We start from the raw sequence: 14,302 nt of genomic DNA, 5'->3' as shown, positions 1-14,302 counted from the left end.
ACACCCGTCATGCGGCGGGCAGCAGTCCCGACATCAGCCATATGCCGGCCCCCATCCCCGCGACGAGGCCGACCGCGACGGTCAGCATGACGAACAGGAGGTGCTCGGCGGGGAGCCAGCCGGCGTCGAGGAGGAGATCGGGGTCAGTTCTCATGCCGCTCCTCTGCCCCGCGCAGATCGCAGGCGAATTGCAGCGTGTTGCAGCATGGATACCTCGGTCATCCGAACGCCATACGTCCGGCGTCCCGGGGTATGACCCGTGGTTCCAAGCTGCTAGTCGGCGAAGGCGGTCGGATACCGCATAGTCTGGGATGGAGGACGACATGCCCGGTTACACGATCACGGTCGTCCGCAGCGATTATCGACGGGTGTCGGTCCCGATCGAACGGGACGATCTGGGCGCGGTGGTCGGCCAGGCGCTCGACAAGGCACGGACGCTGGCGCTCAACGGCTGCCCGTTCGGCGACGCGCAGCCGCCGCGCTGCGTCGAGATCGCGGACAGCCTCGACGCGCTGGTGTTGCGCATCATGGTGGATGCGAGCCTGATCCCGTTGGCGCCGTGACGCGGGCCGAACCTGCCCCCCAGACGACGGAGACCGATCGCGCCGCGATCCGCTTCGTCATCCTTACGATCTTCATAGATGCGGTCGGCTTCGGCATCGTGATGCCCGTCCTGCCGACGCTGGTGCTCGCGCTCGGCCACGGCACGCTCGCGCAGGCGACGCGGACCGGCGGCTGGCTGGCGATGATCTATGCGCTGATGCAATTCCTCTGCGGCCCGCTCGTCGGCGGCCTCGGCGACCGCTTCGGACGCCGTCCGGTACTGGTCGGGTCGCTCGGCGGTTTCGCGATCGACTATCTGCTGATGGGGTTTGCACCAACGCTTGGCTGGCTGTTCCTCGGGCGCGCGCTCGCGGGCATATTCGGTGCCTCCTATGGTCCGGCGACCGCCGCGCTCGCCGATGTCAGCACGCCCGAGGACCGCGCCAAGACCTTCGGACTGATCTCGGCGGCGTTCGGGATCGGCTTCGTCGTCGGCCCGGCGATCGGTGGCCTGCTCGGCGCATGGGGACCGCGCGCGCCTTTCTACGCCGCAGGCGCGCTGGCAGCGTGCAATTTCGTCTATGGCTTCCTCCGCTTTCCGGAGACGCTGCCACTCTCCCGGCGCCGTGATCTCGATGCCAAGCGGCTCAATCCGCTCGGCGCGCTGTTCGCGATCCGCCGCGCCGGACGGGTGCTGCCGTTGCTCGCCATCTATTTCTTCTGGCAGGTCGCGACGCTGGTCTATCCGGTGACGTGGGCTTTTTACGGGATCGCCAGCTTCGGCTGGTCGAGTATGATGATCGGCGTGTCGCTGGCATGGGCCGGGATGGTGATGGCGGGCGCGCAGGTTCTGCTGGTCGGCCGGATCGTGGCGAAGCTGGGCGAGCGACAGGCCGCGATGCTGGGCATGGCGACCGCGGCGCTCGGCTTCCTGTGCTACGCCTTCGTGCGGAGCGGGACGCTGGTGTTCGTGCTGCTCACGCTCACCGGGCTGCAGAGCATCGTCCAGCCCGCGGTGATGGCGATGATGTCGCGGCGGGTGCCCGAGACGCAGCAGGGCGAGTTGCAGGGGCTCAACGGCAGCGTCGCCGCGCTGGCCGCGATCCTGGCACCGCTCGTCCTGACCCAGCCGCTGGCCTATTTCACCGGCCCGCATGCGCCCTTCTATTTTCCGGGCGCTGCGTTCATCGTCTCGTCGGCAGCGACGGCGACCGCCTTCCTGATCCTGCTCGCGACGCCGCGGGCAGAGGCGGTGTGAGCCTTCTGGACGACTGCCCCGATACGGGCAGCCGCGCGTCCGCCTAAACGCCGCCCGGCACCGTCTGATGCCCCGCCCCGGCCAGCGCGTCCGCCAGCGCCGCGACGCAGGCATCAAGCCGCGTCTGGTCGGTCGACCGCACGACGAAGTTTGCACCGACCCGGCCCTCGCGGAAAAAGGGATAGCTGCCGATCTGGCAGCCGTCGTGCGTCCGCTCGGTCTCGCGCAGGATGTCGGCGACCTCGCTCTCGGCCACCCAGCAGCCGAGCGTCGTCGAGCGCACCGGCAGCCCGCCTTCGAGCGTCCCGGTCAGCGCGTCGAGCATCTGCCCGGCGATATGCGGCACGCCGGCCATGATGAAGATGGTGCCGAGCCGGATTCCCGGTGCCCCCGAGATTCGATTTTCGATCAGTTCGGCCCCCGCCGGCACGCGCGCCATCCGCAGCCGCGCCTCGTTGAGCCCGCCGCGCGTCGCATAATATTCCTCGAGGATCGCCCGTGCCTGGGGATGGACCTCGACCGCGAGCCCGAAAGCGGCGGCGATCGCGTCGACCGTGATGTCGTCATGCGTCGGCCCGATGCCGCCGGTTGTGAAGACATAGTCGTTGCGCGAATCGAGCGTGGTGACCGCCTCGGCGATCGCCGCCATGTCGTCGGCGACGACGCGCACCTCCGCCAGCCGGATGCCCTGGACGTTGAGCCAGGCCGCCAGCTGGGCGATATTCTTGTCCTGCGTGCGGCCGCTGAGGATCTCGTCGCCGATGACGACGAGGGCGGCGGTCCAGATACGTGTTGGGTTCATCGTAGCGGCCATAGCGCGCGGCTGCGCCAGACGCTATATGGACGGCATGACCAGCTATGTTACCGTCACTGCCGACGACGTCATCGAACGCGACGGCGCGATCAAACTCTATGACGCGGCCGGGTTCGCGGGCATGCACAAGGCGGGTCAGCTCGCCGCGCGCATTCTCGACGCGCTGGTGCCGCATGTCGTCCCCGGGGTCACCACCGAGGCGCTCGACGACATCGTGCGGCGGATGACGCTGGATGCCGGCGGCGTGCCCGGTACGCTCGGCTATCGCGGCTATACCAAGAGCTGCTGCATCTCGATCAACCATGTCGTCTGCCACGGCATCCCGCAGGCCAAGCCGCTCAAGGACGGCGACATCGTCAATATCGACGTCACCCCGGTGCTCGATGGCTGGCATGGCGACACCAGCCGCATGTATCTGGTCGGCGACGTGGCGCTGAAGGCCAAGCGGCTGGTCGAGGTGACCTATGAATGCCTCATGCTCGGCATCGCGCAGGCGCGGCCCGGCAATAGGCTCGGCGACATCAGCCATGCGATCCAGACGCATGCCGAGAAGCATCGCTACGGCGTCGTCCGCGATTTCTGCGGGCATGGCGTCGGCCGCGTGTTCCACGACGCGCCCGAGGTCGTGCATATCGGCAAGCCCGGCACCGGCCCCGAGCTCAAGCCCGGGATGATCTTCACGATCGAGCCGATGATCAACATTGGCCGCCCCGACGTGAAGATGCTCGACGATGGCTGGACCGCGGTGACGCGCGACCGCTCGCTGTCGGCGCAGTTCGAACATTCGATCGGCATCACCGAGACCGGCTGCGACATCTTCACGACCAGCCCGGCCGGGCTGGACAAGCCCCCCTACGCCTGATTTCTTCCGTCTTCATCTTCAGGAGCACCCGACCATGACGCTGCGCACCCTTTGCGGCATCGCCGCCCTCGCGCTTTGCGCGGCTCCCGCCTTCGCCGCGTTGCCCGTCGGCGCGCCCGCCCCGACCTTCACGACGCAGGCGAGCCTAGCGGGCAAGGAAATGCCGTTCGATCTCGCCCAGGCCCTCAAAAAGGGTCCGGTGGTGCTGTATTTCTACCCCGCCGCCTTCACCTCGGGCTGCACGATCGAGGCGCATGACTTCGCCGACGCGACCGACAGCTTCAAGAAGCTCGGCGCGACGGTGATCGGCGTCTCGGCCGATCCGATCGACAAGCTCGACAAATTCTCGGTGAGCGAATGCCGCAACAAGTTCGCGGTCGCGAGCGCCACGCCGCAGATGATCGCCGATTACGACGTCAAGCTCGCGACCACGACGCGCGCGAACCGCACCTCCTATGTGATCGCGCCCGACGGCAAGGTAATCTTCGCTTACTCGGCGATGGACCCGGCCGGCCACGTCGAAAAGACGATGGACGCGGTCAAGGCCTGGAAGGCCGCGCACAGGAAGGGGTGAGGTGCTACTGGTCCCCGGCGCAGGCCGGGGTCCAGGCCCGACGTTCGTCGCGAGCCCCGCGCCGGAACGTAACGTGGGGCCTGGGCCCCGGTCTGCGCCGGGGAACGGCTAGATAATAGGTCGCGTCGCCGTTTCCATCCAGGCGACGCGCGCGGCATTCGCCGCATCGTGCGCCAGCCGGGTGGTCAGCGGCAGTCGCCGTCCTTCGGTGAGCGCCAGCACCCACGTGACCGCAGTCTCCAGCGAGACGCGGTGGCCCGTGCCGACATAGATCGGCAACGCCCGCGTCCGCGTCCTCAGCGCCATCGCCACCACCTCGCCGCGATCGACCAGCGGCGCCCGCGATCCCGGTGCCTCGCCCAGCTCGCCGTCGATCCGCCCGCACAGGATCGACTTGGCGACCCCGATCGCAGGCACGTCGAGCAGCACGCCGAGATGCGTCGCGATCCCGCAACGGCGCGGATGTGCGCGGCCATGGCCGTCGACGAGCAGCAGCCCGGGTTTCGCGCCGAGCGTCTGCCACGCCGCGACCAACGCTGGCGCCTCGCGGAAGCCGAGATAGCCAGGCACATAGGCGAAGGGTGGGATTTGCGTCGCGATCCCCGCCGGCTGGACCGCCCGGTCGGGCCAGCCGAGCGGCGCGATCGCGGCGTGGATCGGCCCCTTGCTGTCGCGCCATTTCATCGAGGTGTCGGCGCCGGCAATCAGATCGACAGCACCGATCCGGTCGCGCGTGTCGCAGGCGTCGGCGATCTCGCGCTGTGCACGCGAGGCGTCGGCCAGCGTCGCCGGGCGCAGCCAATCGTCCTTCACGCGAGTGCCGCCGCTATCGCCGCTGCCGCGCGTCGCGCCGCGTCCGGGCTGGCGTCGCCGAGCGCGGACGCGGCGAAGGCGCGCTGGATCGCGTCGTAGCGCGGCTGTTCGACACAGGCGGCGTCGAGCGCGGCGGGCAGACCGTCGAGACGGTCCACGACCGCGCCGCACGTCCAGAATTCATGGTCGTCGGTCGCGCGCCAGTCGATGCCTTGGGCGTTGAGGAAAACGCACGGCCGCGGGCGGATCAGAAACTCGACGACCTGGCTCGACGTGTCGCCGAGATAGATATCGGCCGCCGCCATATAGCTGCCGTCGACCATCGCGAAGCTGTCGAGATCGGTGTGGACGTGCGGGAGATGCGACACCGCCGCGAGCACCGCGCGCACGTCGGGGCCCTTCTCGACCAGCCGCTGGTGCGGCGCGAGGATGACGTTGAAGCGGTCCTGCGCCGCGAGCATCGCGACGATCTCGCGCCCCCAGTCCCACCAGGACGATCGCGCGCGCTGCCAATGCGGCGCATAGACGACTACCGGCCTGTCGTCGGCGAACAGCCGCCGCGGGCGGGCGAGCGCTCGAAACCCCGCCTTGACGTAGCCGGTGACGATGAGCTGTTCGTCGGGCAGACCGCGCGCGGTATAGGTTGCCTTCTCGGTCTCGCTCGGCACCAGCAGACGCCAGGCGGCGCGGCGACGGCGATCGTCGCGCGCGCTCATCGATCCGACCCCGTGCGAGGTCTTGATGAAGCGCATCGGCAGGAAGGGTAGCGCGCTCGGCAGCCACAGGCTGGTCTGCTCAGCGCAGACCACGACGCGCGTATGCAGCAGGTGGGGCAGCAGCCGCAGAAGCGTCGGCAGCTTGGCCGGCAGCCGTGGATTCTCGCCCCGCGCGAGGTGCGGCAGGTCGAGGAAACCGGGCGCGCGGCGCAGCCGCACATGCCCGGCAAGCCCGGCTTCCGCCAGCCAGCCGGCGATCAGCTGCTCGTGCACCGAGGTCGCGACCCAGCAATCGATGCGCAACGCGGGCGCCTGCGCGGCCAGCGCCTCGACGATCGGATAGAGATGCGGGATCAGCAGCGTTTCACCGAGAAACAGGAACGCGACGCGGGTATCGGGCATACCGGCTCCTATAGCCGCCTCCGCGCCCTACGGGAGGGGGGACGCGGTCCAGCGTGCGATATCCTCGGGCCGGTCGATCTCGGTCCAGACCCCGTGGTCGAAGCCGATCGCGTGCACGACGCCTTCGTGCGCGAGCCGGTCGACGATCGCGTGGTGGAAGCGCTGCGTGCCGTCGACCTCGCGGACCGTGTGATCAAGCGCCCGCGCATAGCCCTCGCGGCCATCGCCGACGACGAATCCCAGCGAACGATGCTGCGCCGGCGGCGCCGGAAGATCCTTGCCCACCGCGACGACCTGCGCGCCATCGAGCCGCACCAGCATATCATCGGTCTCTGCACCGTCGAGCGGCTCGACGAACAGGTTGAGCCCTGCTTGCACCCGCTTCAGCCCATCGGCGACGAGGGTGGGGTCGTAGATCGTATCGCCGTTGAGCAGGCAGAAGGCCGCATCGAGACGATGCCGCGCCGCCCAGACGCTGCCGATCGAGCTCGACACCGCGTAGAAGGGATTGAGCAGCAGTTCGGGGCGTTGGTCCGCCGTCCAGCGCGCCTGCGCGAACGCCTCCAGCCGGTCGAAGCGATAGCCGCCGACCACGGTGATCCCGCCCACGCCGGCCAGGCGCAACGCCGCCACCTGATGCTCGAGAATCGTCCGCCCCCCGACCTCGATCAGGCATTTCGGCCGGTCGGCGGTGAGCGGCAGCAGCCGCGATCCGAGTCCCGCGCAAAGCAGGATGGCATGCGGTGCAGAGTCGCTCATCAGCGCTTCCATGCCGCACGCCTCGGCCGATGGCACGCCCCGTCTTGCTTATTTTCCGGGCAGCCCTTCATCTTTTTGCTCGCCTATCAGGCAAAATCAGCGTTTGCCGCACCTGCGTGCTGCGGTTGGCTTGCAGTCGATCGCATGGCACGCTTATTGAAACCCGGCCGCCGCGTCCGGGGAGGGAGCGCAATCGCATGAAGAAGATCGAAGCGATCATCAAACCCTTCAAGCTCGACGAGGTGAAGGAAGCGCTTCACGAGGTCGGCGTGTCGGGGATCACGGTCACCGAGGCCAAGGGTTTCGGGCGTCAGAAGGGCCACACCGAGCTGTACCGCGGCGCGGAATATGTCGTCGACTTTCTGCCCAAGGTGAAGCTCGAGGTCGTCGTCGAGGACGGTCTCGCCGAGCGCGTCGTCGAGGCGATCCAGAACGCCGCGCAGACCGGACGCATCGGCGATGGCAAGATCTTCGTCCTGCCGGTCGATACGGTCATCCGCATTCGCACCGGCGAGCGCGATGGCGACGCCATCTGAGGATGTCGGGCCCGCTCATCGACCGCCGGCACTTCACGATCGGCGGCGGGCAGGCTCGAAGAGGAAGCGGCTAGGCGTCAGGGTCTTTCAGTAAAAAGTGATCACAGGAGCGGGCGAAAGCCGGCTCGAGCGAGGGAAAACAGCATCATGGCGAACAAAGCCTCCGACGTTCTCAAAATGATCAAGGACAAGGAGATCGAGTGGGTCGATCTTCGCTTCACCGATCCCAAGGGCAAGTGGCAGCACCTGACCATGGTCGCGGGCGTGGTCGGCGACGACGAGCTCAACGACGGCTTCATGTTCGACGGCAGCTCGATCGAGGGCTGGAAGGCGATCAACGAGTCCGACATGATCCTCAAGCCCGATCTCGACGCGGTGTGGATCGATCCCTTCTCGGCGACGCCGATGCTGATCCTGGTCTGCGACATCGTCGAGCCCTCGACCGGCGAGCTCTATTCGCGCGATCCGCGCTCGACCGCCAAGCGCGCCGAGGCCTATGTCAAGACGCTGGGGATCGGCGACACTGTCTATGTCGGCCCCGAGGCCGAGTTCTTCATGTTCGACAATGTCCAGTTCGACACGACCTACAATGAATCCTACTACAAGATCGACGACATCGAGCTGCCGACCAACACCGGCCGCGAATATGAAGGCGGTAATCTCGGCCACCGTCCGCGCGCCAAGGGCGGCTATTTCCCCGTCGCCCCGGTCGACTCGGCGGTCGACATCCGCGCCGAGATGGTCTCGACGATGCTCGAGATGGGCCTGCCCTGCGACAAGCATCACCACGAAGTCGCCGCCTCGCAGCACGAGCTCGGCCTGACCTTCGGCACGCTGGTGACCACCGCCGACCGCATGCAGATCTACAAATATGTCTGCTGGCAGGTCGCACAGGCCTACGGCAAGACCGTGACCTTCATGCCCAAGCCGATCGCCAAGGACAATGGCTCGGGCATGCACACGCATATGTCGATCTGGAACGGTGGCTCGCCGCTGTTCGCGGGCGACGGCTATGCCGGTCTCTCCGACATGTGCCTCTACTTCATCGGCGGCGTGATCAAGCACGCCAAGTCGCTGAACGCCTTCACCAACCCGACCACCAACAGCTACAAGCGGCTGGTGCCGGGCTATGAGGCCCCCGTGCTGCTCGCTTATTCAGCGCGCAACCGCTCGGCCTCGTGCCGCATCCCTTACGGTGCTGGCGCCAAGGCCAAGCGCGTCGAGTTCCGCTTCCCGGACGCGATGGCGAACCCCTATCTCTGCTACGCCGCGATCCTGATGGCGGGCCTCGACGGGATCGAGAACAAGATCCACCCCGGCCCGTCGATGGACAAGAATCTGTACGATCTTCCGCCGGAAGAGCTGAAGGAAATCCCGACGGTGTGCGGCAGCCTGCGCGAGGCGCTCGACAGCCTGACCGCGGATCACGAATATCTGATCAAGGGTGGCGTGTTCACCGAGGACCAGATCGAGAGCTATCTCGAGCTCAAATGGCCCGAGGTCGCGCGCTGGGAGATGACCCCGGCGCCGGTCGAGTTCGACATGTATTTCTCGAACTGATCCTTCTCTAATTACCGACTGCAGGCGCCCCGGAGGAAACTTCGGGGCGCTTTGCTGTCGGCGGCATCTTGGCGGACGCCGCGATGCCCGTCGCGCATGGTTACCGGCCATAAAGATTTGGCGACTAGGCAGGAGCCATGAGCGATGTGTCCCTGCCCCTTGGCCGCGCCGGGCTGACCGCCAGACCTGTAACGCTGCGGATGCTGCCGCCGCTATGGGTCGCGGCGCCCGCTCTGTTCGCGCTGGCCTGCTGGGCGGGCTGGTCGATCCCGCTCAACAACGACGTCAGCTGGCAATATTGGATTGCGCGGCAGATCCGCGGCGGTGCGATCCTGTATCGCGACATCATCGAGGTCAATCCGCCGCTGTGGTTCTGGGAGGCGGTGCCGCTCTCCGCGCTGGCTGACCGGCTGCACGTCGACGCCGGCCACCTCGCCATCGTTTCGGTAATGGCACGCGCCGCGCTGGCGCTGATCCTGATCGCCAAGCTCGTCGCCGATCCGTCGCCGCGGCGACTGGCGCTGTTGCTCCCCGGACTTGCGCTGCTGCTCTGCCTGCTGCCGCTGCACGATTTCGGCGAGCGCGAACATCTGATGCTGATCGGCGCCCTGCCCTACGCCGCGCTGGTGGCGCGTCGTCGGGACACCGCCCGCTTGGTCTCGCCCCGACTCGCGCTCTGCGTCGGGCTGTTTGCCGCTTACGGCTTCGCGATGAAGCCCTATTTCGCGCTCGTCCCACTCGCGTTGGAGCTGTGGCTCGCGGTCGGCTTGCGCCGATCGTGGCGCCCGTTGCGACCGGAGTCGGCGGCGCTGGCGGCGACTGCTATCGTCTACGGTGGCGCGGTCTTGCTATTCGCGCCGGACTATCTCCGGCTCACCGTGCCGCTGGCGCGCGCCGCCTATGGCGCTTTTTCGCCGCCCTTCTCGTCGCTCTTCTGGCAGATCTGGGTGCCGACCTGGCTACTCGCCGGTCTCGCGCTCGCCGTTGCGCGCCGCTACCTCCCGGCCGATGCCCAAGCGGCGATTGTCACCGCACTGGCGTCGGCGCTGTCCTATTTCCTGCAAGGCAAGGGCTTCCCCTATCACGCGCTGCCGGTGACGGCGACGCTCGGCTGGGCGTTATGGCTGGTATTGGTCCAGGGCCGCAGCGTGGCAGGCGCGATGATCCGCCGACCCTTCGTCACGGTGGCGCTGATCCTGGTGGCAGTCACCGGGTATGTCATCGGCCCCTTCACGCCGATACGCGCCGGCAAGGCGAGCACGGCGCTCGAGCACCTGCCGGCTGGCAGCACCGTCGCGGTCGTCTCCGCACACAGCTGGTTCGCCTTCCCGTTGGTCGAAAGCCATCGCTTCATCTGGCCGATGCGCAACATCGCCCTGTGGACCATCCCCAAGATCGCGCGCGATGGCGATGGCGCTCAGGCGTCGGCCGCGGGCCTGTCGGTACGTCGTCAGACGCTCGACATGATCGCTATCGACCTCTGGTGTCATCCACCCGATGCGATCCTGGTCGACGACCCCGCCCGCTCGCCCGCACTGACGGGCACGCATTTCAGCTACGAAGCGTTCTTGCGATCCGATCCGCGTATCGGGAGCCTGCTGTCACACTATCGACCGTCGGCTTCGGATCGCAGTACGACGGTCTACCGAAGGACCGGCCGGATCGCCCAGCAGGGCATCGGCTGCCGAACGATATCGGTCCGGCCCGACTTTTCCTGACGGGCGCGGGGCGACACGAGGGCTCAATAGTCTTTCGATATCCGCACGTTGACGCTCTGGCGGCCGATCGTCGAGATCGTCGATAACAGCGTCAGCCAGCGGGTCACCTGGAACTCGGCGCGGGTCGCGGAATAGCCCTGCCCGTCGGTCACCAGTTCGACATAGGTCCGCCGACCGATATATTTGCCCGCCGCAATCGATGTCTTCTGGCCGGTGGTGACGTCGGCCGGCTCGACGCGCAGCCGGTCGAGATGCGCGACGCGCCGCACCGCGTTGATCGGATCGAGGCTGCCCTTGCCACCGGTCCTCAGCCCGTTGACCGCCGCTGCCAGCTGGAGCGCCTCGGGCGCCGAGAGATTGGCGATCGAGGTGCCGAACAGCAGCCGCGCGAGCAGTTCGTCCTCGGGCATGGCGGGGGTGCTGACGAAGCTGATGTCGGGTTTGGTGCCCGTCCCCGAGACCTGGATCGACGCGCTCACGCCTTGGACGTTCGCCTTGGCGACGATGTCGAGCGCGGGGTCGACCGGCGTGTCGCCGCCGAAGCGGATGATGCCGCGATCGAGATCGAAGCGACGTCCGGCGAATTCGTAATTGCCGCGTACCAGATCGGCGCGGCCGACGATCGACGGATTGTCGACGCTGCCCTTGATGGTCAGCTTGGCGCGCCATTCGCTGTCGAGCCCGAGGCCGCGCACCGCCATCTGGTTGCGCGCGTCGGTGACGAGATCGAGCGTCCACGGCGTGGTCGGGGCGGCCGTCTCGTCCTCGTCGAGGCGGTTGACCTCGCGGACGGCGAGGTGGGGCACACCCTGCGCTGCCGCCCTGCCGAAGCGGTAGCTCGACCGGTCGAGCGTCACCCTGCCCGCGATCGTGCCGCCGCGACCATCGGACTCGATCGTCAGCGGCCCCGTCACCGTCGCGCCGACATCGTCGCGCGCGAGCAGCAGCGCGTGATGCGCGTCGATCGCGATATCCATGCCGAGCCCGTGCGCGCCTGCGAAATCGAAGGCGGCGTGGCCGGTGACGGTGCCGCTGTCCTTGGTGACGCCGGTGAAGCGGTCGATCAGGAGCCGCGACCCGTCGAAGCGCCCGCCGGCGGTGATCGAGTCGATCACGGTTCCGGTGGTGCCGCTCTCGATCCGCGCCGCGCGGGTCGCAAGCGAGCCGCGGATCCCCGGATCCCGGAGCGTGCCGCCGATATCGGCGCCGATCGCGACCGGCCCCGACAGGTCGATCGTCTCGATTCCGGTCAGCCGCCACAGCGTGTCGATCGGGCCATTATAGCGCAGCTGCGCGAACAGCGGCGCGGCGAGCAGTCGCTCCGCCAAGCTGCCCGTCCCCACGATCGGTGCGAGGCGCGCCTGCGCCCGGCCGATCACCTGGCCACCGCTCTGCGCGACCGCGCGCATCGCGGCGCCGGTACCGGTCAGCACCGCGGTCAGCCCGAGGTCGACCGGACGCGACGACAGGATCAGCCCGGCGCGGCTGAGACCGCGGATGCGCAGGTCGGCGCGCCCCGTCGGCAAGGCTCCGGGTGCTCCGACGCCGTAGTTGAACCGTCCGGTGGCGGCCCCGCTTAGCCCCAGCCCGGGCTTGAGGATGTCGAGCACCGACAGCGGCATCGCGTTGAGGCTGGCGTCGACCGCGGTTGCCGCGTCGCCGAAATGGCCCGCGATCGTGGCGCTGCCGCCGGCGTAGGTGACGCTTGCCGGGCTCAGCACCCAGCTCTCGCCGGCATGGCGGAGCAGCGCGGGGCCGGTCAGCGCGACCGGACGCCCATCGATCGTGCCCTGACCGCGCACCGCATAGCCGTCGGCGCTGATCAGCGTGTCGGTCTGCAGCGCGAACGCGCGGCCGCGCGACCCCGATACCGAGGCGATCAACTCGCCCCTGCCGCCGACGAGCTTGGCGTGTGCTGCAAGTTGCGCGAGCACGATCGCGCCGCGGTGCAGCCCCTGTGCGGACAGTGCGGCGTCGAGATGCGTGCCGGCCGGATCGAGCAGTATATCGGCGTCGACTTTGCCGCGCCGCACGCTGGCGCCGAGATCGCCGGCGAGCTGCGCATGGTCGGCGCCGAGATGCACCAGGATGCGCTGGACGCCGCGCTGGGGCGCGAAATCGAGCGTGCCGCCGATGCCGCCGCCGGCGAGCGCAAGCTGACCGGTAAAGCCGCCGGGATCGGACCGCAGCTGCCCCTTGCCCGTCGTCCCGGTGACGGCGAGCGCAGCAACGTGGATCGTCGTGGTGCCGCCGGGCGGCGTGACGATGCCGCCGGTGCCGGTGAAGCCGCCAAGCGTCGAGTCGCCCGCGACCGTCATCGCAAAGCCCAGCGGCACCGGATCGAGATCGAGCCTGACCGCGGCCAGCCCCAAGGCGTCGAGCGGATGATCGAGCAGCAGACCGATCTTGGGATGATCGATCATCCCGTCGAGCGTGAGCTTGAACGGACCGTAGGCGGTCTGTCTGCCCGCGCCGGAGAATTGGAAACTGCCGTCCTTGAGCCGCGTGCCTTGACCGGTAATCGCAAGTGCGGGCGCGGTAAGCTTGAGATTGGCGAAATGCAGCAGGCCGTCGGCGGTGCGCGTCAGCTCGGTCTCGAGCACCGGCAGGCCGCCGGCGAGCGAATTGAGAAAGGGGTTGTCGAAGCGCCGCACCCAGGCCTTGCCATGGCCCTGCACGACCGTCCCCTTGCCCCCGGCGCCGGGCAGCACCTTGAGTTCGGTCAGCACGTCGACGATGCCGAGCCCGGGGATGAGGTAACGCTGCAGGCCGCCCGACAGATCGACCGAATAGCCGCCGGTGACGAGATCGACGAGCAGCGCGAGCTTGCCCGACAGCTTGTCCGACTTGAGCGTCAGCCCGTCACCGGTGAGCAGCTTGGGGGTCACCTTGAGCGTGCCCGAGACCGACAGATCGGCCAGGATGCCGCCAGCGACGTCGCCGACCCCGGTGGCCCGACGCGCGGTCAGCCGGATCGGCAGCATCAGCGCGGGACCGTCGAGGCGGCCGGCGCCATCGGCCTTTACATCCTCGAAGCCCGTCTGGTCGAAGGCGAATTGCGGCGAGGTCAGCGCGTAGCGGAACGCCGCATGACGAAACGCGCCGCGCAGTTCGGCATGAAGGTGCACCTCGCGGCCCGTCATGTTGGGAAACAGCGCCGACGGTTGCAGCAGCGCGGCGTCGATGCGGAGCGGATCGAAGCTGGCGTGCGCAAGATCGATCACACCCCTCGCCGACACGGTCAAGGCGGAGGCGGCGAGCCTGAGCGCGCCATTGACGCGGCGATCGGCATAATGGGCGGCGCCCACGACGCGGACGACAGGGCCGGCCAGCCGCTGCAGCTTGCCTTGGGTAATCGACGCCGGAGTGATCCGGCCCGACAGCGCATAGCGATCGCGGGCCTCGGTGAGCGCCAGATCGGCGATGCGTCTGCCCGCGACATCGATCCGCGCGCGGCCATGCCAGCCCGTCCAGCGACCTTGCCCGTCGACGAGCAGTGCGATCGGGTGGCGCGCGCCGAAGAGGCCGGGGACCACACCGTCGGCGGGAGCGAGCAGCCGGGCATCGAGGTCGAACACGTCGCGATCGGGCTCGGTGTCGAGCGCGAGTGCGAGCTGGTCGCCGGCCGAGGACTTGGCCTTGACGCCGATCACCGCGCGGCCGACGCCGGTATCCGCCTGCCCGACGATGCGCACCAGCCGGCGCTGTGTACCCGCGACGCCGGGCTCGAGCCGCAACCGCAGATCA

The 14,302-nt window shown here is 68.3% G+C and carries 12 protein-coding genes and 1 pseudogene (1 of these 13 running past the window's edge); 7 read left to right on the top strand and 6 right to left on the bottom strand.

Annotated elements, in window-relative coordinates; translation table 11 throughout:
- Window positions 1–7: 7 nt before the first annotated feature.
- Entirely contained in the window at window positions 8–154 is a 147-nt protein-coding gene (locus Q0326_RS14765; RefSeq protein WP_298691828.1) for a hypothetical protein, read from the bottom strand.
- A 169-nt stretch (window positions 155–323) separates the two neighbouring features.
- On the opposite strand from Q0326_RS14765, the gene Q0326_RS14760 reads away from it, so the two are divergent.
- Together Q0326_RS14760 and Q0326_RS14755 are read left to right on the top strand one after the other, a co-directional pair.
- The gene (locus Q0326_RS14760) at window positions 324–563 is read left to right on the top strand and encodes a hypothetical protein (protein ID WP_298691826.1); all 240 of its coding nucleotides are present in this window, start codon (window positions 324–326) and stop codon (window positions 561–563) included.
- On the top strand, window positions 560–1,801 hold the full coding sequence (locus Q0326_RS14755) for a TCR/Tet family MFS transporter (protein ID WP_298691823.1): 1,242 nt from the start codon (window positions 560–562) through the stop codon (window positions 1,799–1,801). The genes Q0326_RS14760 and Q0326_RS14755 overlap by 4 nt, the downstream gene beginning before the upstream one ends.
- 43 nt (window positions 1,802–1,844) lie before the next feature.
- On the opposite strand, the gene Q0326_RS14750 is transcribed toward Q0326_RS14755, so the two are convergent.
- Complete coding sequence (locus Q0326_RS14750) at window positions 1,845–2,603, bottom strand: molybdopterin-binding protein (protein ID WP_298691821.1); 759 nt, start codon at window positions 2,601–2,603, stop codon at window positions 1,845–1,847.
- Window positions 2,604–2,649: 46 nt separating this feature from the next.
- On the opposite strand from Q0326_RS14750, the gene map reads away from it, so the two are divergent.
- Window positions 2,650–3,477, top strand: coding sequence for a type I methionyl aminopeptidase (gene map, locus Q0326_RS14745; protein ID WP_298691819.1), 828 nt, complete (start codon window positions 2,650–2,652; stop codon window positions 3,475–3,477).
- Window positions 3,478–3,511: 34 nt separating this feature from the next.
- Window positions 3,512–4,051, top strand: a complete 540-nt coding sequence (locus Q0326_RS14740) for a peroxiredoxin (protein WP_298691817.1) — start codon at window positions 3,512–3,514, stop codon at window positions 4,049–4,051.
- A 108-nt stretch (window positions 4,052–4,159) separates the two neighbouring features.
- On the opposite strand, the gene Q0326_RS14735 is transcribed toward Q0326_RS14740, so the two are convergent.
- The 3 genes from Q0326_RS14735 to Q0326_RS14725 are packed head-to-tail and all read right to left on the bottom strand — an operon-like array spanning window position 4,160 to window position 6,741.
- Window positions 4,160–4,864: an endonuclease V gene (locus Q0326_RS14735; RefSeq protein WP_298691815.1), complete on the bottom strand. Its 705-nt coding sequence runs from the start codon at window positions 4,862–4,864 to the stop codon at window positions 4,160–4,162.
- Window positions 4,861–5,982 (bottom strand): hypothetical protein, encoded by a 1,122-nt coding sequence (locus tag Q0326_RS14730; protein WP_298691813.1) that lies wholly within the window; start codon window positions 5,980–5,982, stop codon window positions 4,861–4,863. The genes Q0326_RS14735 and Q0326_RS14730 overlap by 4 nt, the downstream gene beginning before the upstream one ends.
- Window positions 5,983–6,009: 27 nt before the next feature.
- Window positions 6,010–6,741, bottom strand: a complete 732-nt coding sequence (locus Q0326_RS14725) for an NTP transferase domain-containing protein (protein WP_298691811.1) — start codon at window positions 6,739–6,741, stop codon at window positions 6,010–6,012.
- Window positions 6,742–6,938: 197 nt separating this feature from the next.
- On the opposite strand from Q0326_RS14725, the gene Q0326_RS14720 reads away from it, so the two are divergent.
- From Q0326_RS14720 to Q0326_RS14710, 3 genes are all read left to right on the top strand, one after another.
- Window positions 6,939–7,277 (top strand): P-II family nitrogen regulator, encoded by a 339-nt coding sequence (locus tag Q0326_RS14720; protein WP_298691809.1) that lies wholly within the window; start codon window positions 6,939–6,941, stop codon window positions 7,275–7,277.
- Window positions 7,278–7,424: 147 nt separating this feature from the next.
- On the top strand, window positions 7,425–8,837 hold the full coding sequence (glnA, locus tag Q0326_RS14715; RefSeq protein ID WP_298691807.1) for a type I glutamate--ammonia ligase: 1,413 nt from the start codon (window positions 7,425–7,427) through the stop codon (window positions 8,835–8,837).
- A 137-nt stretch (window positions 8,838–8,974) separates the two neighbouring features.
- Entirely contained in the window at window positions 8,975–10,555 is a 1,581-nt protein-coding gene (locus Q0326_RS14710; RefSeq protein ID WP_298691805.1) for a hypothetical protein, read from the top strand.
- Between the two features lie 23 nt (window positions 10,556–10,578).
- Here Q0326_RS14710 and Q0326_RS14705 read toward each other — a convergent pair.
- Window positions 10,579–14,302, bottom strand: a pseudogene (locus tag Q0326_RS14705) (translocation/assembly module TamB domain-containing protein); it runs 452 nt beyond the window's last position.

This window comes from uncultured Sphingomonas sp., assembly GCF_937859915.1.
Classification (GTDB): Bacteria; Pseudomonadota; Alphaproteobacteria; order Sphingomonadales; family Sphingomonadaceae; genus Solisphingomonas.
Note: the sequence above shows the minus strand (reverse complement) of the source record. Positions and strands in the feature narration are given on the sequence as shown.